Raw genomic sequence first — 20,027 nt, forward strand, 5'->3', positions numbered from 1 at the left:
ACCAATAGATCGGGTGCCAACGAACGTGCGCCGATCGATCAGTGCGGGGTAAGAGTAGGTACGTTTAGGCACCGTTTTGCGTATCTTCGCTAGTGATTTCCCGCGTACGCATGAAAGTTGGCTTATTTATTCCCTGTTACATCGATCAGTTTTATCCGCAGGTTGGCATTGCGACACTACGCCTGTTGCAACGCCTGAACGTGGATGTCACGTTTCCGATGGAACAAACCTGTTGCGGGCAGCCGATGGCTAACTCAGGCTTCCAGAAACTGGCGGCTGGCTGCGACCGTAACTTTATCCGCAACTTCGCCGACTGCGACGCTGTCGTCGGTCCGTCGGGTAGTTGTGTGCTGCACCTGAAAGAACATTTGCACGATGAGCAGCACCCCACCGAAGCGGCCCACCTGCGCAACAACGTGTACGAACTTTGCGAGTTTCTGACCGACGTGCTGAAGGTTGAGCAGCTGCCACCTGTCCGGTTTCCGTACCGGGTTGGCCTGCACACGAGTTGCCACGGACAGCGCGGACTGGGCCTGTCGTCGGCCTCCGAACTGATGAAACCGAAGTTTTCCAAACCCGAACAACTGCTGAACATGGTTGACGGGCTGGAGCTGATTTCCCTCGCCCACCCCGACGAGTGCTGCGGTTTTGGCGGTACGTTCTGCGTATTCGAAGAAGCCCTGTCGGCCAAAATGGGGAAAGACCGCGTTGCCGACCACCTCCGGCACGGTGCCGAAGTCATCACCGGGGGCGACATGTCGTGCCTGATGCAACTGGAAGGAACCCTGCGTCGGCAGAGAAGCAACGTCCGGGTTATGCACATTGCCGAAATATTGACAGCAGACGCGTAGTCTGCCGACGCCTGAAAACTGATCCTGCTATGGAAACGACCGTACGAACAACCCATCATGCCGAAGCCGCTGCCGCTTTTCTACGTGATGAAGAAAACGTCGACTGGCACAACGAAACGCTGTGGTTCGTCCGGAGTAAGCGCGACAAAGCCGCTACGCTCCTGCCCGAATGGGAAGACCTGCGCGAACAGGCGTCGCGCATCAAAAACCACGCCCTCTCCCGGCTCGACGACTACCTAGTTGAACTGGAGAAAAACGCGCAGCAGAACGGTATCACGGTTCACTGGGCGTCGGACGCCGAGGAGCACAATCGTATCGTTCTCGACATTATGCGGCAGCACAACGCTACGCAGGTTGTCAAGAGTAAGTCGATGCTGACCGAGGAGTGTCACCTCAACCCGTACCTCATCAAGCACGGTATCGACGTGGTAGACACCGACCTCGGCGAACGTATCGTACAGCTCCGCAACGAGCCGCCAAGCCATATCGTACTGCCTGCTATTCACCTGAAAAAGAAGCATATCGGCGATCTGTTTCACCAGCATCTCGGCACTGACGCGGGGGCTACCGATCCGCAGTACCTGACCGAAGCCGCCCGTATTCACCTGCGCCAGAAGTTTTTGCTGGCCGACGTCGCTATCACGGGTGTCAACTTCGCCGTAGCCGAAACGGGTGGGTTTGTCGTCTGTACCAACGAGGGCAACGCCGATCTCGGCGCGCACCTGGCGAAGGTGCACATTGCCTCTATGGGCATCGAGAAAGTGATTCCGAAGGGCGAGCACCTGGGCGTCTTTCTACGGCTGCTGGCCCGCTCCGCCACCGGACAGACTACGACGACCTATTCCAGCCACTTCCGTCGGCCCGCTCCCGGCCAGACGATGCACCTGATTTTGGTCGACAATGGTCGGACACGGCAGCTCGCTAGTCCCGACTTCCGCAACTCGCTGAAGTGCATCCGTTGCGGAGCCTGTATGAACACCTGCCCGGTCTACCGACGCAGCGGGGGTCACAGCTACCACACGGCCATCGCCGGACCGATCGGCTCGATTCTGGCCCCCAACATCGACATGAAGCAGTACGCCGATCTGCCCTTTGCTTCCACACTTTGCGGGTCATGTACGAACGTCTGCCCCGTCAAAATCGACATCCACCAGCAGCTTTATAAGTGGCGGCAGGTGCTGGGCGAAGCCGGAGCCGTTGAACCCGCCAAGAAGGTCGGCATGACCGGAATGGACGTGCTGTTTAGCCGGCCCAGCCTGTACCGCTTCGCCGGTCGCGCCGGGCGCCGACTGATGAAGCTGTTCCCGTCACTGGCCAACAACGGCAAGCTAAACCCCTGGGCCATCCACCGCGATATGCCCAAGCCCCCCGCCCAAAGCTTCCGCGACTGGTACGCCGAGCAGGAGAAAAAGTAGGTTACGGTTTTCGGTATACAGTTTACGGTTCACTGTACAATCACCGAGCAAGGTATCCATGATCGAACTCAACCGTACGACACACCACCGAAAACCGTAAACTGAAAACCGTATACTGACCTTATGTCCCGCGAACGCATTCTTTCCGCTATCCGGCAAGGAAAACCCGACTTGCAACCCCTCCCCGACGTTATCGGTTTTCCGTCGAACATCGCCGACGCTGACCTGGCGGATACCTTTCTGACGATGGTCAAAACCAACGGCGGAATTGGTGTACGCGCCAATTCACTGGACGACGTTCGGGCGCAGATCGCGTCGGAGTACGATCTGACGTTGCCAACGCTCAGCCATGTCGACGGTCTCGATCTGAATAACTTTACCCCGACTGAAAACCTGCGTCTGCTCGATGATCTGAATCTGGTGGTGCTGGAAGGTAGCGTCGCAGTGGCCGAAAATGCCGCCATCTGGTTCAACGAAGCCACCCTGGGCATCCGGGCGCTGCCATTCATTACGCTCAACGTCGTTGCTGTCGTATCGGCCCGTAATCTCGTTGGCACCATGCACGAAGTCTACAAACGCATTGACCTAAACACTGGCTTTGGCACGTTCATCGCTGGTCCGTCGAAAACCGCCGACATCGAGCAATCGCTGGTTATTGGCGCTCACGGGTCCAAGACGATGACCGTCTTTCTCATGCCCTGAGTTGCAAACGTAGGGGCCATGTTGTATCATGCCGTTTCAACTCCCCACCGACGCCAGCCATGATTACCGTCTGCATCGACAGCCAGGACGCTACCTTGCTAACCGTAACGTTTCCCCCCGACAACACCGGCAACGACCTCATCCGCCAGATAGCCGGTCGGCGCTGGAGTTTCTCGCGCCGATGCTGGGTTATTCCCAACACCCGCGCATCACTGGTGCAGGTTGGGCACCTCTTCGGTAAGGCCTACTGCCGCTTCGACGAAGCCGTCGTTCGCCTGTACAAACCCGACGCCAGCCCCGCCCAGGCCGAGCAGGCAACAAACCCCGCCTGGCCCCCTGTCGGTAAGCCCCTCCCCGCCCGACGCCCGTTTCGATACGCCCCCGCGCAGCGCGAGCATGACCAGCACCCGGCTATCATCGCCCTTACGAATGCGCTGCGCGTACAGAACTACAGCTACAAGACGCTGAAGAGCTACAAACAGGCCCTGATCGCCCTGATTCGCTACACAAGTCCCCACTCGATCGACACGCTGACAAAAGCGCAATACCAGCAGTACCTGCTGTTTCTGGTCGACAAACGGCAGCTAAGCAGTTCGACGCTCAATGTTCACATCAACGCTTATATATTTTACCGCGAAAAAGTGTGCGGACACGACAGCGAGTTTTACACCATCGACCTTCCTCGCCAGCCCGTCAAGCTCCCTACTGTTTACAGCATACCTGAGGTCAGAGCTATCATCAACGCTACCACCAGCCTGCGTTACCGGACTCTCTTCCAGCTGGTTTACGCGACCGGCCTGCGCGTAAGCGAAGTAGCCTGCCTGCGCCTGCCCGACCTCGACCGTACGCGTCGGATCATCAACGTTCGTGCTGGCAAAGGAAAAAAAGATCGGATCGTCATGCTATCCGCCAAACTGATACGCATCATCACCGAGTACCTGACTCATTATCACCCGCAGACTTACCTGTTTGAAAACGCAGATACCGGCGAGCCACTCGCGGTTCGGACAATCCAACAGGTCTACAGCGACACCACCCGATTCGCGGGAATCCGTAAAATCGGTGGTATTCATACCCTGCGACATAGTTTCGCCACGCACATGCTCGAATCAGGCACCGACATTCGGTACATTCAGGAACTGCTGGGACACACCAGTCTGCTGACAACCATGCGCTACACACATGTCACAGCCGATAAGATCAGCACACTCAAAAGTCCACTGGACGATCTGTAGCCGGATCATGCCGACGGAGCATCGGGCGTAGCTGATGCAGGCTATAAAAGCGGCTGCTAATGACGTACCCCTGTGTGTATCGTTTGATCGTGCGCCTGAGCAGTTTCAGTTCACCCCGTTTCGTAATCCGGTACAGTTGACCAAGTTCGTCGAAGAAATGATCAGGAAATCCGTCGATATCCCAGATGCGTTGCACAGCTGTACTTACCTGCCATTTACTCAATTCAATAGGATCAGTTTTGACGCGGAACTGCAATTGTCGAAATTACTGCTCCACATATGTTGGGCACAAACTTACGGAACTATAAGTACCTACCAATCAGCATCTTTTAGTTCCGCAGTTCCGCGCACAATATCCTGTTGGGTGGTGTCCAAAAAATGTATTTGTTCGGCGGGTTCCGGGCGACAAGGCGCACGGCTCGAAAGGCAGGTTTTAGCTCGTTGGGTGGGTTGCGTGTGACAAAGTGAACACCCCGCTTGGACAGTCTGAAAAGTGGGTTTGCCCGCTTTCCGCAGACAGGCCGCATGGCTCGACAGGTCAGGCTTGAAAAATAATTACCGAGAAATGGACAAAAGAGCATTCAAAACCTTAAATGAATACCTTGAAAAAGTGCCAGCTATTGAGAAACCGATTGCATTCGGCGTGGATGGCAATGGCCTTTGGTGGGTAAAATTCAGGATTGACATAACTCACCAATTGGCTTGGCAAGTGGTTCAGGAAGTGGGGTTTGTCTGCAATTATTTATCACTTGACGAACGTTTGCCAACCGTCTTTTATCCAGTTTCGCCACCACCTTATTTAAATGGAGGCCCGCAGGATTTTTTATCTTGGGTGATTGAGACGAAAGACAAAGATTTCAAGCCTGGCACTTTAAAACAGTGGTTAGAAGGTCGCCTTCCCAGACCAGTAGATGATTTGATGCAATGGCAGCTTGATGAAGAAGATGAGTAAAAGGGTAGCTGTCGGGTGACAGGATGCTCGCCGGTTGGGAAGGCTTGGCAGCCCAACCAAACAGGGGTGTAAAGGTTGGAAGTAACTCGCGTTCAGCTATCTTGTGTGCTCATCCATCAGCCCCTGTTGGCGTTGGGACCTCGACTAAGCATAAACGGGTGTGCCGCGTGCCGGGCGACAAGACGCATCCTGCTGACAGACGGAAGTTTTTGGTGCGTCATGGGCTGGCTGACAAGACACCACGGGCCGACAGAACGTCTTTTTTGATGGGCTGGGTCGCGGTCGACAGGCCAACGCCCGTGAGGCAACAACCGACAAGCATGGGCCGCTCGACAGGGCAAACGATGCGCCAGGCCAACCACTCAGTAAAAGCAGTTGGTCCTCACTAAGCAACTACGTAGCTTGGCTTCACGCCAGTCGCATAGCGGTTAGTACGTGGTTGTCCGCTCGGCGGGGGCTGTGCTGTCGGTTGACAGGAAGCGGTTGGGCAGGCCACGCATAGCAGCCCAACAGGGCGGGGGTGTAAAGGGGCTGCGCCCCATCAATCCCCGCAGGCGTTGGGTGGAGGTCCATATCAGATGTGCTTGGCGGCCTCGGTCGACACACCGCACTTGATTGACAAGCAGGCTTTTACGGTGCCAGTGGGGCGTCGGTCGACAGGCCAAACTTGGGGACAGGCCAGCCTTTTTTGGCGGGTCAACTCGCGGGTGACAGTGGGCAATTGAGCGTTGACAGGCTCTAAAAGGCATTAGTCGACATGAGGCACTTGAGCTGTGGTCGGGCCGACAAAATAGAAAGCTACCGCGTCAGGCTTCGCGCTCGGTCTCAGCGGACAGTGCGTTGTGGTTCGCTTCGCGTGGGGTCGTTGCCGGGCGACAGGAGGCAGGCCGCAAAGGCACGTTCTTCAGCCCAACCAAGAAAGGGTGTAAAGGCCGAGGGTGCGGCTGTTCAGGCAAGTAGCGGGTGCGCCATCAGCCCTTTCGGGCGTTGGGTGATTTTGCCGAAATGTGCTTTCATTTCGGGGTTTTGTGCGACAGGTAGCACGCTACCCAACAGAATGGTTTTGGCTTGTTGGTTGGTTTCAGTCGACACGAGAAACGCCCCGATTGATGCAGACCAAAAAGCGTGTTTACCACCTGGCGTCTGACACAGGAATCGCCCCGATTGGACAGATTAGCTACTGATTACAAAAGCATGAGTCAAACTTCTATCAGAGTCTACCTTTCGGTGTTTGGTGATTGCTTCGACTTGACAGCTCTAACAACCTTAGTCGGGGTCACCCCGACTGAGACTGGTATTAAAGGGCAACCGATTGCTGATAGGCGAACGACCTACAAGGAAACCTACTGGGATTTGTCCATAGGTCCGACCGAATCATTAGATTTGGCGGAAGTGTATGAGGCTCTTTTGAATAAGTTAAACGGTTCAGAAGAAGCTATTTGTCAGTTCATGAGTGCTAATCATTTGTCGGCCAAGTTTAACATCGTCATTTACATTGTGAACGGACGAACGCCAGGTATTTACTTTAACCGGGCATTTCTCAACAGCGTAGAGATGCTCCAAGCGGAAGTAGATATTGATACGTATGTAACGTAAGTGCGCTAGTCGGGTCTCGTGTGACAAGAGGCAGGCCGCAATGGGAGGCCAAGCAGCCCAACCGGCAGGGGGTGTAAAGGTCGAGACTACGTTCGTTCAGGTAAATGGCGTTACCCCCATCAACCCCCTAGGTCGTTGGGTGTTCGTCTATACCGGGTGGGCATTTCAGGCATCCGAGCGACAAACCATACAGCTCGAAAGGTAGGTTTAGGTGTTCATTTCGGTGTCTCGTGCGACACGAGAATCGCCCCGGTTTGGTGGCTGATGGCTCTTTGGGAGCTTTGGTTGACACTAGATACTCCTTTAAAAATCTAGCCTTCGGGTTTATATTCCCATGTTCCGCTTGACAGCGCAAACCCTTTTTGTAAGCAGCTTAACATTTCCAACGGTTGAGCCAGCTTTTGGGTCATCTTGAAAAATAAACTTGACCATGAAAAACCTACTTTTATCGCTGTGCTTACTGAGTAGCATCAGTTGTAGTAAAACGGAGCTTGATCCAAAGGCAAAGGTTGAAGCAACAATTCTGAAGTTGGTCTTAAATCCAACCGTCTACTGTACTTGCTGTCAGGGCTACCAAGTGCAGATTGGGAGCCGACTATACTTTACTAATCATGTGACGACTCCTTACGACAAGCCCAATACACCGGTGGTCATTACTTACAAACAGCCCGAAGAAGGTTGTGAGCAGTCAGAGAATCGGATTAAGATTGTTTCCATCAGAGGCCGGTAGGTCTGCTGGCAGTTATTGGTTGGCTGGTTGGGGTAGCTTCCCGTTGACAGGAGGCAGGCCGCTGAGGAATGCCGAGCAGCCCAACCGGCAGGGGGTGTAAAGGTTCAGGTACGTGCGTTCAGGTGGCTTATATCCCACTCCATCAACCCCCTGGGTCGTTGGGTGTTCGTCAAAGCAGTGCCTCAAATTCGGGCTTTCGGGCGACAATTTGACCGCCCCGCGTGGGCAAGTTTAAGTATATATTTCGGTGTCTCCGGCGACAAGTTGCAGGCCGCAGAGGTCAGGCTTTTGGCTTGTTCGGCAGGTTGCGGCTGACAAGTCAAATGGCGGAGTGATGATACAAGGTAAGTTAGATGCTTTTGGACTGACAGGACAAAAATAAGTTACACAACTACTAAAATTTTAGTCGAACCATACAATGAATTATCTAAAAACAAAGAAGGTCGTTGACGCGAAAGCAAACAGAGACTTTGTTGTCGAAGAACTTGAGAAAATTTTCAACATTGAACTTTTACTTGTTCGTGGTCAAATATTGATAGAATATGTGTTTACTTCTTTCATAGAAAATTACTCTACCGAAGATGATTATAGATTAGACGATAAATTTCCCTTCTACTCAAAATTTCAAATATGTAGATTACTTGGACTTTATACAGAAAAAGATACTGCATTGATAGAGCAAATTAATGTCATCAACAAAATGCGAAACGATATTGCACATAAACTTACTTTTGATAGAACACTATTACCTAATCTCTACAAACATCATAATGGTTTGAAGCAGGAAGTAAAAGAGAAGAAATTGAAGGGTGAGGCAAAAGATAGGTATATGCTAGTCATGATCTTTGGTTCTTTGTGTGGAAACTTTTCGGGAAGAGCCGCAGCAGTAAACACAGTGCATAACACTATCAGTGACTTTGTACTTGGAAAGACTGTTGGAAGCGGAAGGAATTTTGCCGAAATTCTACAACAAGATATCGCAGATCTTAAGCTAGCTATAAGCCAAGAATAATGTAGGATAATGTTACTCATTATTCGCTCTCTGTATAAGTTGGCTCTCGGGCGACAGGGGGCAGACCGCTAAGTCAAGCCAAGCAGCCCAACTCAACGGGGGTGCAAAGGTCAGGGTACGTTCGTTCAGGTGGCCCCGCCCCCACCATCAACCCCCGTGGGTGTTGGGTGATTCTTAATGCCGTGTCTGTATTTCCAGCGTCCGGTCGACAAGTCGCACTTGGGAACAGGGTCGGCTTTTCATGATGGAGCCGCTTCGGTCGACAAGCCACACTCGTCTGACGAGCCAACTCTCACTTTAAAGTCGGGCGTCGGTCGACAAGTTAATCTTGAATCAGTGTCAACCATTTATGAACATTGAAGACCTCTCATTTCACGACGCTATCATTATCAGTGTAGCAGAAAATACTGTAGACCAAAGCTTTGAGTTTTTATTGAGTTTCCCTACAAACTGGGACGACAATGTTTTTGAGCCTAAAATATTGCGGTTTACTGACGTCACTTTTTACAGTGTGGATGAAATACCTTTCAATGGCCAACCAGCTATCGTAAATATAGAAAGCTGCGGAGCGGTAACAAAACCGCTCAACGCAGGCCTGAATCCGTTCTTATTCACAAGACAGAAAATAAAAATTCTCACCAATGCTGGGGATAGATTTATCGAGTATGCGGACTGTTTTCTGTTGGATGCGTCAAAGTAAAAATGAGCAGATGTCAAGTCTCGGGCGACAGGGTGCAGGCCACAGAGGTGGGCGAAGCAGCCCAACCAAGAAAGGGTGTAAAGGCAGGTAGCTACATTTGTTTAGGAAAGTAACTTGCTCATCCATCAGCCCTTTCGGGCGTTGGGTGCTCCAGACAATATAGAAAAGCGTATTTGCGGTCCTCGTGCGACAACAAGCACGTCTCGCGGGGCAAGTTTTAAGTTTCCATTTCCGGGTCGCGACTGACAGGTTGCAGGCCGCAAAGGTCAGGCTTTTTGCTTGTTAGTTGGGTTTTGGTTGACACGAGAAACGCTCCAGTTTGGCAGGTTTGGGTTTACGGGGCGGCTCTTTGGCGACAGGCCAAACACTTGAGTACGTCTCACTAGATTCATCAAAGTGTACCAATAGATGGAGCATAAAACCAAAATTTGGCAAGCTCACACAGAGAAACTCATCTCTAATGCACGGGCAATATTGACGAATCAAATTGCTTTGCCTTTGGGTATCCACAAGATGATGAAGCAACTTTATTGGATAGAACAAATTGGACCTCTACCCATTGATGTTTCATTATTGAGAGAGTATTATCAGCAAATTCAGGATTATCCACTTGGTACTGATAGGCTGCTATGGAATCCATCGAAGTTGATCGAACTGGATAGCGCAATGGAATTGATAACGCAACAGTACCGAGCAAAGCTGCTTTGGAAGTGTTTGGAAATTATTAGTTTGGAAACGCAAATTTGAAATTCCAGCTTTCGGGCGACAGGCTGCTCGCCCCGAAGGAGAGCGTTCAGCCCAACAAAGGAAAGGGTGTAAAGGTTGGAAGTTGCTCCTGTTCAAGTAAGTAGTTTCCTCATCCATCAGCCCTTTCGGGCGTTGGGTGTTCCATACAGCGAAGGTGTGTAGGCCAGCGTCCGGGCGACAGGCCGCACGGCTCGGACAGGCAGCGCTTTTCGCTCGTTGTCGGGCCTCGGTCGACAAGCCAAACGCCCTAGTAGAGACACTTTATAAGCGGGGCGGGGTTGCGGTCGACAGGCCAGCCGCCTTATTAACCTAGTCTCGTGAAACTATTGAATGAAAAGTATTGACATCACAAATATTTGGGAAGATGATGACTTAATGATGTTGTTATTCCGTGCATCAAATGGCGAAAGTTCATGTAGGTTAGAGTTTTATCAGGATGACGGAACGCTTTTGGAATTTGCCCGTCAACTGATGAGCTTTCCTAAAAGTATAGAACACGTAGTGCAATATGAAACTGGTAATTGGGAACGGTCGGGGCATTATTTATTGCTTGAAGTATCTTGTGTTGCGCCCAGTGGTATTTCTGCTATGAGGGTAGTAGCGAAGAACTTTTACGAAGTACCTAATGCTTTCGAAGCCCAATTTTACATCAAAAGCGAACCTGCTAGTTTCAATGCATTCGGAAAAGCATTGGCAAATTGGAAGCCTAAAGTTGACAAGAAGTTAGCGTGGCAGTTCTATTAATTTTGACCCAACAGGGCAAGTATCTGGTGACAGGAAGCGGGCCGCAGAGGTGAACGAAGCAGCCCAACCGGCAGGGGTGTAAAGGTCAGAACTACGTTTGTTTAGGTGGCTTGGCTCCCACTCCATCAACCCCCTGGGTCGTTGGGTGGATCATCCAAGCCGTTGCTCGTTTGCCAGCATTCGAGCGACAATTTGAACGCCTTGCGTGGACGAGCTTGGCTTCCATCTCCGGGTCTCGGCTGACAAGGCGAACGCCCTACTAGGCCACGTTTGGGTTTGTTGGTCGGCTTCGGTCGACACGAGAATCGCCCCGGTTAGGCAATTTTAAATTTGCAAGGGTGCGCATCGTTGACAGGTAGCAATTTATGAGTGAGGCAAAAACAAGCATAAACATTCCCAGCGGCTGGACATTGAGCCAGCAAGAGATTTCTAATGGCGTTTACCATGTGCGGCTCACCGCCTATTTTGGCTCGATCGTCGAAATGATGGGAACCGAACTTGATGAACTGGTGGCACATTGCGTCGAGTCAGCCAACAACATCGACAAACAACTCGGTCATCAATAGATTCGCTCCGCGTAGGGTAGCTTCCGGGTGACAGGGAGCAGGCCGCAAGGTCGAGCCGGGCAGCCCAACCGGCAGGGGGTGTAAAGGGCGAGACTATGTTCGATCAGGTGGGTCGTGCGTTCACCATCAACCCCCTGGGTCGTTGGGTGTTCATCTGTGCCTGGCTTCAACGTCCAGCGTCCGGGCGACAAATTGCACGGCTCGATTAGACAGATTTAGGCTTCCATCTCCGGGTTTCGGCTGACAGGGCGAACGCCCCAGAAGTCAGGTTTTTGCTCGTTGGGCGGGTTCCGTGTGACAGATTAAACGCCCCGACAGTCCACGTTTTGGTTTGCAGGCCAGCGTCTTGGCGACAGAGTGAACGTCCCAAAAGTTGGACTTTGATATTTTTTACATTTATACTCGATCCTATGCCTATTCCGGCTAACATTCACAGGGAACACATTTTTCAGGCAATGCTTAAAATCAAAAGAGAAGGCATTCCCGCAGGACGAGGGCCAAGGCAATGGGCTCTGAATTATGAAGGAGATATTTATCCCTGTAAGCTTTTAATTTCTTGGTCAAATATTTACGCAAATGGTGAAGAGCTTGACCCAAATCCAAACAATTTTCAAACTTACATGGCTCAAAATCACCTGACCAATTTAGGGTTCGATGTCGTGCAACTGTGAATACTGTTTGCTGAGTATAAGGCAGGTCTCGGGCGACAGGAGGCAGGCCGCAGAAGTAGGCGAAGCAGCCCAACCGGCAGGGGGTGTAAAGGTGCAGAGTACGTGCGTTCAGGTACGTGGCTTCCTCATCCATCAGCCCCCTGGGTCGTTGGGTGAAGAATCCATCATGTGTGGGTTCGGTGGCTTCGTGCGACAAATTGCACTCTGCTGACAGGTAGCTTTTTGTATTCGTTATTGAGCGTCGGTCGACAGCGCGCATTTATAGATGCGTGAATTAGTCTGTGAAGAAGGCAATCTCCTTCTTTCGAAAGAAACAACGAATACGATTTCGATCTGCTTGCAAATAATCAACTTCATTCATCACGGCGGCTTGAAGCGATTCCAGAGTTGTGAAGACTCGGTTCTTCAAGGATCGCTTCAACTGGCTCCAGACTAATTCCACCGGATTGAGTGCGGGACTGTAGGCTGGTAAACGCTCCAGATGGACCCGCCCCGGTCGGCTTTGGAGCCAGTTCCGAACGGTTTGCGACCGGTGGATGGCCGCCCCATCCCAAACAACCACCATGTTTTGACGGCGATACTGCCAGCAAAGCTTGCTCAAGAACCAACAGATATCGTCACTAGTAAAGGGCTGATCCTGCCCCGCTAGATACAAACGGCCTGTTGGCGAAATGGCAGCAATCAGGCTGAGATGTGCGCGGCCAGCCTGTTCCAGAAGCAACGGTGTTTGACCACGGGGTGCCCAGCTGTGGGCCACAAAAGGCAACAAATAGCACGCTGATTCATCCACGTATAGAATCGTACGCCCCTCAATCTGCGCTTTTTTTGAGCGCAGGCAGTCGCTCGGCTTGCCAGTTGGCCACGGCCTGCGGGTCCTGCTGGCGAGCTTGCCGAGCCGGTTTCTGCCGACTCCAGCCTACTTTCTTAAGCAGCCGTCCAATTTGAGAGGGGTCATAGCTAACACCAAAAAGCTTGTTAATCACATCATTAATACGGGGCCGGGTCCACACTTGGCCTGAAAAACCGTGTTGCTCAGCCCCCTTGGCCAGTTCTTTTGTCAGTTGGTCGAGTTGATCCGCCGTCAGCCGGGACGGGGCTCCGGTGCGTTTACCGGTCATTAGGCCTGCTTCGCCTTGCTCACGGTAGGTTTTCAGTGTTTGGCTGACCCAGCCCTGTGTCAAGCCAAAGGCCCGAGCAATATCGGCCTGTTTCCAGCCTGCCTGTTTAAGTTCGACGCACCGCCGACGCAGCGCTTCGTAATCCGCTTGTTTATAGATAGCCATCAAGAGCTAAAGCATAAACCTTTATGGACTTACTCACGCATCAATAGGAACAGGGGCAGTTTGGTAATCGCAACTGGTTGTGGCTGACAAGATGCACTCCTCGACAGGGCAGCCCGGAAATTAGGTAGGTTCCGCCCAACTGGCTAGTAGCTTAGTAAAGACAGTTGACAGAGAAGGCAAGCAGTTCATTTTTTTGAGTTCAGAAACTTTATGAAATACACGCTGATGTTATTCTGCTCTTCGCTGGCCTCATTAAGCAATGCTGTCTTTGGTCAATCACAGAAAGTAATTACTTTACTCGATACGACTATTCAAATCATGCAACGGCAATCGGTCAATACGAAGTTAGTTGACTGGAAAAAAATAAAAGACGAGGCCCTCAGCGGTGCTAAATCAGTTACCGACCCATATCAGCTCGGGCCGGTAATTAGAAACTTATATAGAGCCTTAGATGACTATCATGGGTCCTTCTATTATAAGGATAGTACATTCCGTTGGAAGCATAAAGAGCCGACGATTTCCGATTCGATAATGCGGGAATGGAAACGAGGGGCGGGGATCAAGACCGCGTTTTTAGACGACAATATTGGCTATTTACGAATTCCAGGTATGCAATTTTCTGGCAAACAGAGTTCGGATAGCAACGCTCAAAAGTTAAATGATAGTTTATGTCTTCTGCTAAAAAAGGACATAAAAGGGTTAGTGATTGATCTCCGTTTGAACGGGGGCGGAGCGATGTACCCTATGATTCTAGGTGTACAGCAATTGTTAGAAAAGGGACAGGTTGGTTCGTTTCAGTCGGAGAAAAGGGAAAAGTGGTATTTGACCGAAACTAGTTTTTCTTTTGATACAACTGTGCTTGCCAACATAAAACCAGCGTGTGCAGTCAACGGACAAAAAATTCCAATTGCTTTTCTCATTAGCCCACCAACCGGGAGTTCAGCCGAGTTTCTGCTGATTGCCTTTAAAGGTCGGGATAAAACCATTCTAGTAGGAACAGAAACGGCGGGGTTTGTTACGAGTGTAGCGGGTTTCCCGATCAATGATGCTGCTTATGTCCTGCTATCTACTTCTTACGGAAGAGACCGAAAAGGAGTCACGTATAAAAGTGCTTTTAAGCCCGATGTACTAGTGAATAGTACCGACTCGTTCAATAATATTCAGCAAGACGAGAAGGTCAAGCAGGCAGTAAGATGGTTAAAAAAGAATAAGCCTAGTCAGGATAATTGACTTTCTTCAAACAAATTTTGCGCTTTTGGGCGCTCCGCGTGGGCAGGTTCCGGTTGACAGGGAGTAAGCCGCAAGGTCAAGCCAAGCAGCCCAACCAAATGAGGGTGTAAAGGTCCAAGCTGCGTTCGGTAGCTTAACTTGTGAGTCACTCCATCAACCCTCATAGTCGTTGGGTGGCGGGTCAAAAATGGGCGTCAACTTCCAGCTTTCGAGCGACAATTTGAACGTTCCGCGTGGGCAAGTTTGGGCTTCCAGTTCGGCGTTTCGGTCGACAGGTTGCACGTCTGAGGTTAAGTTTTTACTCATTCGGCGGGTTTCGGCTGACATAAGAAACGCCCTAGTTCGGTAGGTTAGGTTTGCAAAGCAGCGTCTGAGCGATAGGATGAACGCCCCGCAAGTCAAATTTTAAAATAAAGAAGAATGGATTACCAGAAAATATTAAACCGCTCTCATGAATTAATTGACACATTAACAGAGAGGATGGAAATGTGTAATAACTGGTCCGAAGAAAAAAAGAAGCAACTCAATAACTACGAACGACACGAAGCCAAATACGTTTTCGCACAGGTAAAAGCCTTAATCAGAGAGCAAGACCCTGGTAGCCCTTTTCTTGAACTTTGTACAGATGAAGAGCAGACTTGGCCGGATGATACTGGGCAACTATACCATCAATATATGCTGATTTTACATGCGTTCAATGACCACTTAGAAGCATTTGTCGATTAACTTTCCTCGTTCCGCGCAGGGTGGCTTTCGGGCGACAGGATGCAGGCCGCAACGTCGTGCTTTGCAGCCCAACTGAACGGGGGTGTAAAGGTCAGAGTGACGTCTGTTCAGTCTGGCCCTCGCCTACCATCAACCCCCGTGGGTGTTGGGTGTAATGTTCGTGGTATGGCCGTAAGACTAAGGAAGTACTAGTGATATAAATCGAGTAGCCCTGCTGTTGTCAAATTAGGGCTGAGCGTTTTATTTCTGATATTTAGATCACGACTTTACGTCGTGATCTAGTGCTAAAAGTGTCCTCTTTCCCACACCATAACCACCGACGTGATGGCAACCGACTACAACGCGATTGCAAAAGAGTATCAGGCATCGAAATTATTACCCTGGCGAAACTATGTCGAGTCGCACACATTCTTCGAGTTAGCAGGCGACCTGTCCGGCCTGGATGTCCTTGATTTAGCTTGCGGAGAGGGTTTTTATACCCGGCAAATCAAGTATAGAGGGGCTGCTCAGGTTACAGGAGTTGACATTTCGGATGGTATGATCCAACTCGCGCGGGAGGCCGAAGCTACTTCGCAACTCGGACTCAGGTATCATTGCCAGGATGTTCTGTCGCTCGATCTCGATCAGAAATTCGACCTCATCTGTGCCAGCTACTTGCTTAATTACGCCCAAACAGCTGACGAACTCCATCAGATGAGCCAGGTTATTGCCAACCATTTGAAACCGGGCGGTCGCTTCGTTACCATCAACAGCAATCCCGATTACCGAGGTGTTGTTGCGACGATGTTTCCGTATGGCTTCACCCGCGAAAACGACAGTTACGAGGAAGGGGCCGCTATTACGTATCGCTTTTATCAGCCTGATGCATCACACATCGCCGTTACCAATTACCACCTCGAAAAACGTACCCACGAAACGGCTTTACAATCAGCGGGCCTTTCCCAGATTCAGTGGCATCCGGTAAAGGTTTCCCCTGAAGGAGTTGAAACACACGGAACCGACTATTGGTCAGCCATCTTAAGTTGGCAGCCTGTTATCGGGCTTTCGTGCGTCCGGGTAATGGTTTAAGAATTACACCACGTGGCTAACCTCATCTGTTGAGTGTACGTGCGTTCAGTGGAGTCTTTGCGTGACCCATCAATCCCCTGGCTCGTGCGGGCAATTCCCCTTCGTTCATCTCCTATTTCGGTCGATACGTCGCACTTAGAGACAAGGCAAACTACCCGGTGCGCTGAGCGGCTTCAGTCGACAGGCCGGTCGTCTGAGTGGGTAAGCTTGACAAGCCGGGCAGATACGTCCGACAGATCGCACTGCTCGACAGGTTAACCGATGGATAAACAGAATTGGTCGTGGCCGGTCAGGTTTGTAGTTTGGCTTCGCACTGTCCGATCAATACCTCGTACGCAGCCGAATCGAACAGGTGTGTAACGATTTAACCTCCTGCGTTTGATCAGCTTACTTCCCCACTAATCCCTGCTGAGGTTGCGCTTTTATCCTGTTCATCTTCTATACAACTAATGGAAAAACTACTCGCTATCGTTTTCCTCTTGCTCGCCACTGAGTCATTTAGTCAGTCACGGGCCGAAACGGAAATTAGACAACTGGAGCAGTTGGAGTTAGAAGCTGTTCATAAAGGAGATACCGCTACGCTTTTTAAACTCTGGTCGAAAGATTATGTAGTCAATAATCCTTACAATCAGATCGTGACGGTGAAACAGATCGTTGGCTTCATTAGAGAAGGAAAGATTGATTATTCCAGCGTTGAGCGGATTGTTGAAAAAGTTACCGTAACGCAGAATTTAGGCATTACTATGGGCAAGGAGATCGTCACGCCTGAGAAGGCGACCGACAATGCCGGCAAGAAAGTGACCAGACGATATACCGACGTGTGGCTTAAGACAAAGGATGGCCGGCAGTTAACCGCTCGACAGGCAACAAACATAGCAGTAGAATAAGCTTATCGAAAGGCCATATCTGCGTGACCTTGGCCGAAAGGCACTGACTGATGGTGGTGGTGGCTTCGACAGGAGCGATCCAGTGCGTTCAGGCTTTGCGCTAGGCTGATAATCGAAAAATACCCGGCGGACCGGTTGTTTCATGCTACAATCGGGGTCGCTTTCTGGCGATAAGAAGCAGGCTGCAAGGTCAAATTCGCCAGCCTGTAAAGGTGCCAACGTACCCGTATTCAGGTGAGTAGTCTGGTAGACCATACAGACCCATTAGCGTTGGGTGGAGCGAACAGGCAGTAACTGACGTGCGACAGGCGGCACGTGCCGTGATAGTGCGGTTCAGTTCGTTGGCCGGCTCTGGTCAGCACGAGACTCGATCCTGTTGGCCCGCTTTTCCTGTCAAAACCAAACCGGTTGGGGAAACCTGCGTTAGGGCCATGTCGTTTGACACGCCAGCCTCCCAAAAGACCGCGCTGTATCGTAGCGGCATACCTCGTGTTCACTTCTGAAAAGATGCAAGCTGTCGAGTCAGGGTTTGCTAACAAATAGGGAGATCCCAAACAATCCAAAGCCCGATTTGCAGGCTGTCCGGAAATGGGCGGACTTAGCGGCAAATGCCTATTTAAAACACCGTAGGTCACTTTTAGGCCCACCAGGGCATACTTGTGGATAGCAGCCAACGTGCGCCTTATTCTTCAAATCAGCATTATTTCATTTCCCCAACATCACCAGGAACCAACGCTGGGTATGGGTCAGCGGCTCAACGATTGATCAGATGTGCACGCTCGCACTCATTTTCTGCCCAGCCACATACATAGTGGGCTGATTCGGCATCTGGTGATGACGATGCCCCCTCACCTTTGCCTGATAACATGTTTACACGTACTGGCGCTGATCTTTTCGATTTCAGGCAACACTCCTTTTTGTCTCGTTGTAGTGCGGAATCTGACTCACTGGCATCCATCTTATCTGGTCGGCTTGAGCCGCCATTGCGGTCTGTACCTGACGCTTGTGTTGCTCATGGCCTCACCTGCGCTGGCTCAGTCAGTTCGTATTCCAGTCACTCAGCCTATCACCCCCGCACACAGCTTACTGCAATCAGTTGTACCAGCCATTGTTCAGGCTAAGAAAGGTGTTATCCGGACGGCACGCACCCGGTATCGTTATCAGCTGGTTGGGCTGAATCAGGGCTGGGGCATTACAGAGTGGAGTTTGCACCACTATAGTCTGTTTATTACGGTTCAACCTCCCTGGTGGCGGAGCTGGTGGGCCTGGCTGGGTTATGCGCTATTGGCAGCGGGTTCCGGCTGGGCCGTCAACCGGTATCGCTCCCGACGCCAACAGGATAAGCAGCGGATGCAGCAGCAGGAAGCTGAACAGTTACGGCAGATCGATGAGTTAAAAACCCGTTTCTTTTCCAACATCACGCACGACCTCCTGACCCCACTTACCCTGATTCTGGGCTCATCAGTAGGACTGATCAGCGAACTGGGGCAAAGTCAGTATGGCGAACGACTTCGGTTCATTGAACGCAACGCCCAGCACCTGCTGACACTGATTAATCAGCTCATGGACCTGTCTCGGCTGGATGCCAACCGGACGACGCTGGATCTGGTGCGGGGGCAACCCGACCAGGTAGTTGGCGGAGTCGTCGACAACTTCGCGGACGTTGCCGCTGAAAGTTATATCAGTCTGACATACCAGACAGAAACGACAGCGACCTACTGGTTCGACGCCGATAAGCTGGCGCGTATCACCACTAATCTGCTCGACAACGCGATCAAGTTTACGCCCTCCACCGCTACCGCGCCGGGGCAGATAACCGTGCTGCTGCGGGCCAATACGCCGATGCAGCAGCCGGGCCTGTACCTGAGCGTAACGGATACGGGTATTGGCATCGATTCGGCTCATTTTCCGCACCTGCTCAACCGGTTTTACCGCGTCGATACGCCCGCGCCATCACCCGGTTCGGGTATTGGTCTGGCCTTGGTGAACGAACTGATTGAATTGCACGGCGGCACCATTGATGTTGATAGTCAGGTGGGGCAGGGAACAACTTTTCACGTGTTTCTGCCCTGCCAGCTGGACGAACCGTATGCACCCGGCACAACTAATACGCGGGTGACAACTAATTCGGATGCGGCAGTCGACTCTCCACCCGAACCGGTCCGGGTGTTGCTGGTGGAAGACAACGAAGACATGGCTCAGTTTATCGCCCTGAGCTTCCCGGATCACTACCAGCTGTATCGGGCTTCGGACGGCGAGGCTGGGCTGATTCAGGCGAATCATCTGTTGCCCGACCTCATCATCAGCGACGTCATGATGCCCGGTATGGATGGCTTTACGTTTTGCGAACGAATCAAGTCTGACCCCGTTACCGATCACATCCCTGTACTGCTGCTGACGGCCAAATCGACACTGGCCGACCGGATGCATGGCCTTCAGCTTGGGGCCGACGATTACCTGAGCAAACCCTTTCACGTGCCGGAACTGCTGGCCCGGATAAACAACCTGCTTACCCGGCAACGTCGGTATAGCGAGCGGGTACAGGCAGTACTCGCCGGACCGGCTCCGGTGCCAAACGAACCCGCTCCCCCCCCTGTCCACCCCTTTATACAGCGACTGCACACCGTATTGGACGAGCACCTCGACCAGACAGATTTCGGCGTCGACGAACTGGCAGCAGCCGTTCACCTGAGCCGTATGCAGCTTCACCGGAAACTCAAGGCTCTGACCGACTCGTCGACTACGGAATTTATCCGGTCGTATCGGCTGACGCAGTCACTGGCACTGCTGACCAGTGGTGTACCAGTTGCCCAGGCGGCCTATGCTGTCGGCTTCACCAATCCGGCTTATTTCAGCCAGCGTTTCCGCGAACAGTTCGGAAAAGTCCCATCAAGCTACCTTCCGGAGTAGGT

22 protein-coding genes are annotated in these 20,027 nt (G+C 51.6%); 17 read left to right on the forward strand and 5 right to left on the reverse strand.

What is annotated here, in order from left to right:
* Positions 1–110 precede the first annotated feature (110 nt).
* The 4 genes from HH216_RS19040 to HH216_RS19055 all read left to right on the forward strand — a co-directional run bounded on the left by HH216_RS19040 (position 111) and on the right by HH216_RS19055 (position 4,203).
* Positions 111–851, forward strand: a complete 741-nt coding sequence (locus HH216_RS19040) for a (Fe-S)-binding protein (protein ID WP_169552242.1) — start codon at positions 111–113, stop codon at positions 849–851.
* 29 nt (positions 852–880) lie between these two features.
* Complete coding sequence (locus HH216_RS19045) at positions 881–2,266, forward strand: lactate utilization protein B (protein ID WP_169552243.1); 1,386 nt, start codon at positions 881–883, stop codon at positions 2,264–2,266.
* 123 nt (positions 2,267–2,389) lie between these two features.
* A complete protein-coding gene (locus HH216_RS19050; protein WP_169552244.1) occupies positions 2,390–2,968 on the forward strand; it encodes a LutC/YkgG family protein in 579 nt (192 codons plus the stop codon).
* 59 nt (positions 2,969–3,027) lie between these two features.
* Positions 3,028–4,203 carry a tyrosine-type recombinase/integrase gene (locus HH216_RS19055; protein ID WP_169552245.1) on the forward strand — a complete coding sequence of 392 codons (1,176 nt, stop codon included), beginning with the start codon at positions 3,028–3,030 and terminating at the stop codon, positions 4,201–4,203.
* Here the strand turns inward: HH216_RS19055 and HH216_RS19060 are convergent.
* Positions 4,178–4,399, reverse strand: coding sequence for a hypothetical protein (locus tag HH216_RS19060; protein WP_169552246.1), 222 nt, complete (start codon positions 4,397–4,399; stop codon positions 4,178–4,180). The genes HH216_RS19055 and HH216_RS19060 overlap by 26 nt on opposite strands.
* Positions 4,400–4,768: 369 nt before the next feature.
* Here HH216_RS19060 and HH216_RS19065 point away from each other — a divergent pair, with 369 nt between their 5' ends.
* The gene (locus tag HH216_RS19065; protein ID WP_169552247.1) at positions 4,769–5,155 is read left to right on the forward strand and encodes a hypothetical protein; all 387 of its coding nucleotides are present in this window, start codon (positions 4,769–4,771) and stop codon (positions 5,153–5,155) included.
* 948 nt (positions 5,156–6,103) lie between these two features.
* On the opposite strand, the gene HH216_RS19070 is transcribed toward HH216_RS19065, so the two are convergent.
* Positions 6,104–6,247, reverse strand: a complete 144-nt coding sequence (locus tag HH216_RS19070) for a hypothetical protein (RefSeq protein WP_169552248.1) — start codon at positions 6,245–6,247, stop codon at positions 6,104–6,106.
* 33 nt (positions 6,248–6,280) lie between these two features.
* Here HH216_RS19070 and HH216_RS19075 point away from each other — a divergent pair, with 33 nt between their 5' ends.
* The 7 genes from HH216_RS19075 (at position 6,281) to HH216_RS19105 (ending at position 11,921) form a co-directional block, all read left to right on the forward strand.
* Positions 6,281–6,751, forward strand: coding sequence for a DUF4279 domain-containing protein (locus tag HH216_RS19075; protein WP_169552249.1), 471 nt, complete (start codon positions 6,281–6,283; stop codon positions 6,749–6,751).
* Between the two features lie 1,148 nt (positions 6,752–7,899).
* Complete coding sequence (locus tag HH216_RS19080; protein WP_169552250.1) at positions 7,900–8,493, forward strand: hypothetical protein; 594 nt, start codon at positions 7,900–7,902, stop codon at positions 8,491–8,493.
* A gap of 349 nt (positions 8,494–8,842) precedes the next feature.
* Positions 8,843–9,193 (forward strand): hypothetical protein, encoded by a 351-nt coding sequence (locus tag HH216_RS19085; protein WP_169552251.1) that lies wholly within the window; start codon positions 8,843–8,845, stop codon positions 9,191–9,193.
* 408 nt (positions 9,194–9,601) lie between these two features.
* Positions 9,602–9,940: a hypothetical protein gene (locus tag HH216_RS19090; protein WP_169552252.1), complete on the forward strand. Its 339-nt coding sequence runs from the start codon at positions 9,602–9,604 to the stop codon at positions 9,938–9,940.
* Positions 9,941–10,270: 330 nt separating this feature from the next.
* The gene (locus HH216_RS19095) at positions 10,271–10,684 is read left to right on the forward strand and encodes a hypothetical protein (protein WP_169552253.1); all 414 of its coding nucleotides are present in this window, start codon (positions 10,271–10,273) and stop codon (positions 10,682–10,684) included.
* A gap of 365 nt (positions 10,685–11,049) precedes the next feature.
* On the forward strand, positions 11,050–11,250 hold the full coding sequence (locus HH216_RS19100; RefSeq protein ID WP_169552254.1) for a hypothetical protein: 201 nt from the start codon (positions 11,050–11,052) through the stop codon (positions 11,248–11,250).
* 410 nt (positions 11,251–11,660) lie between these two features.
* Positions 11,661–11,921 (forward strand): hypothetical protein, encoded by a 261-nt coding sequence (locus tag HH216_RS19105; RefSeq protein ID WP_169552255.1) that lies wholly within the window; start codon positions 11,661–11,663, stop codon positions 11,919–11,921.
* Positions 11,922–12,195: 274 nt separating this feature from the next.
* On the opposite strand, the gene HH216_RS26180 is transcribed toward HH216_RS19105, so the two are convergent.
* Both HH216_RS26180 and HH216_RS26185 read right to left on the reverse strand, forming a co-directional pair.
* Positions 12,196–12,711: an IS630 family transposase gene (locus HH216_RS26180; protein WP_254448426.1), complete on the reverse strand. Its 516-nt coding sequence runs from the start codon at positions 12,709–12,711 to the stop codon at positions 12,196–12,198.
* 19 nt (positions 12,712–12,730) lie between these two features.
* Positions 12,731–13,204, reverse strand: coding sequence for a helix-turn-helix domain-containing protein (locus HH216_RS26185; RefSeq protein ID WP_254448425.1), 474 nt, complete (start codon positions 13,202–13,204; stop codon positions 12,731–12,733).
* A gap of 210 nt (positions 13,205–13,414) precedes the next feature.
* Here HH216_RS26185 and HH216_RS19115 point away from each other — a divergent pair, with 210 nt between their 5' ends.
* The gene (locus HH216_RS19115; RefSeq protein WP_169552256.1) at positions 13,415–14,434 is read left to right on the forward strand and encodes a S41 family peptidase; all 1,020 of its coding nucleotides are present in this window, start codon (positions 13,415–13,417) and stop codon (positions 14,432–14,434) included.
* Positions 14,435–14,587: 153 nt separating this feature from the next.
* On the opposite strand, the gene HH216_RS19120 is transcribed toward HH216_RS19115, so the two are convergent.
* Positions 14,588–14,740: a hypothetical protein gene (locus tag HH216_RS19120; RefSeq protein WP_169552257.1), complete on the reverse strand. Its 153-nt coding sequence runs from the start codon at positions 14,738–14,740 to the stop codon at positions 14,588–14,590.
* Positions 14,741–14,854: 114 nt separating this feature from the next.
* Here HH216_RS19120 and HH216_RS19125 point away from each other — a divergent pair, with 114 nt between their 5' ends.
* From HH216_RS19125 to HH216_RS19140, 4 genes are all read left to right on the forward strand, one after another.
* Positions 14,855–15,160: a hypothetical protein gene (locus HH216_RS19125; RefSeq protein ID WP_169552258.1), complete on the forward strand. Its 306-nt coding sequence runs from the start codon at positions 14,855–14,857 to the stop codon at positions 15,158–15,160.
* 324 nt (positions 15,161–15,484) lie between these two features.
* Positions 15,485–16,228, forward strand: coding sequence for a class I SAM-dependent methyltransferase (locus HH216_RS19130; protein WP_169552259.1), 744 nt, complete (start codon positions 15,485–15,487; stop codon positions 16,226–16,228).
* A gap of 449 nt (positions 16,229–16,677) precedes the next feature.
* Positions 16,678–17,115, forward strand: coding sequence for a nuclear transport factor 2 family protein (locus tag HH216_RS19135; protein WP_169552260.1), 438 nt, complete (start codon positions 16,678–16,680; stop codon positions 17,113–17,115).
* Between the two features lie 930 nt (positions 17,116–18,045).
* Positions 18,046–20,025 (forward strand): hybrid sensor histidine kinase/response regulator transcription factor, encoded by a 1,980-nt coding sequence (locus HH216_RS19140; protein WP_169552261.1) that lies wholly within the window; start codon positions 18,046–18,048, stop codon positions 20,023–20,025.
* The last annotated feature ends 2 nt before the right edge of the window (positions 20,026–20,027 follow it).

This window comes from Spirosoma rhododendri (assembly GCF_012849055.1).
Classification (GTDB): domain Bacteria; phylum Bacteroidota; class Bacteroidia; order Cytophagales; family Spirosomataceae; genus Spirosoma; species Spirosoma rhododendri.

Coding starts and splice junctions, on each gene's coding strand:
- HH216_RS19085 (WP_169552251.1), top strand. CDS start 8,843: ATGAACATTGAAGACCTCTCATTTCACGACGCTATCATTATCAGTGTA.
- HH216_RS19090 (WP_169552252.1), top strand. CDS start 9,602: ATGGAGCATAAAACCAAAATTTGGCAAGCTCACACAGAGAAACTCATC.
- HH216_RS19040 (WP_169552242.1), top strand. CDS start 111: ATGAAAGTTGGCTTATTTATTCCCTGTTACATCGATCAGTTTTATCCG.
- HH216_RS19130 (WP_169552259.1), top strand. CDS start 15,485: ATGGCAACCGACTACAACGCGATTGCAAAAGAGTATCAGGCATCGAAA.
- HH216_RS19135 (WP_169552260.1), top strand. CDS start 16,678: ATGGAAAAACTACTCGCTATCGTTTTCCTCTTGCTCGCCACTGAGTCA.
- HH216_RS19045 (WP_169552243.1), top strand. CDS start 881: ATGGAAACGACCGTACGAACAACCCATCATGCCGAAGCCGCTGCCGCT.
- HH216_RS19055 (WP_169552245.1), top strand. CDS start 3,028: ATGATTACCGTCTGCATCGACAGCCAGGACGCTACCTTGCTAACCGTA.
- HH216_RS19050 (WP_169552244.1), top strand. CDS start 2,390: ATGTCCCGCGAACGCATTCTTTCCGCTATCCGGCAAGGAAAACCCGAC.
- HH216_RS19065 (WP_169552247.1), top strand. CDS start 4,769: ATGGACAAAAGAGCATTCAAAACCTTAAATGAATACCTTGAAAAAGTG.
- HH216_RS26185 (WP_254448425.1), bottom strand. CDS start 13,204: ATGGCTATCTATAAACAAGCGGATTACGAAGCGCTGCGTCGGCGGTGC.
- HH216_RS19105 (WP_169552255.1), top strand. CDS start 11,661: ATGCCTATTCCGGCTAACATTCACAGGGAACACATTTTTCAGGCAATG.
- HH216_RS19100 (WP_169552254.1), top strand. CDS start 11,050: ATGAGTGAGGCAAAAACAAGCATAAACATTCCCAGCGGCTGGACATTG.
- HH216_RS19120 (WP_169552257.1), bottom strand. CDS start 14,740: ATGAGTAAAAACTTAACCTCAGACGTGCAACCTGTCGACCGAAACGCC.
- HH216_RS19115 (WP_169552256.1), top strand. CDS start 13,415: ATGAAATACACGCTGATGTTATTCTGCTCTTCGCTGGCCTCATTAAGC.
- HH216_RS19125 (WP_169552258.1), top strand. CDS start 14,855: ATGGATTACCAGAAAATATTAAACCGCTCTCATGAATTAATTGACACA.
- HH216_RS19080 (WP_169552250.1), top strand. CDS start 7,900: ATGAATTATCTAAAAACAAAGAAGGTCGTTGACGCGAAAGCAAACAGA.
- HH216_RS19095 (WP_169552253.1), top strand. CDS start 10,271: ATGAAAAGTATTGACATCACAAATATTTGGGAAGATGATGACTTAATG.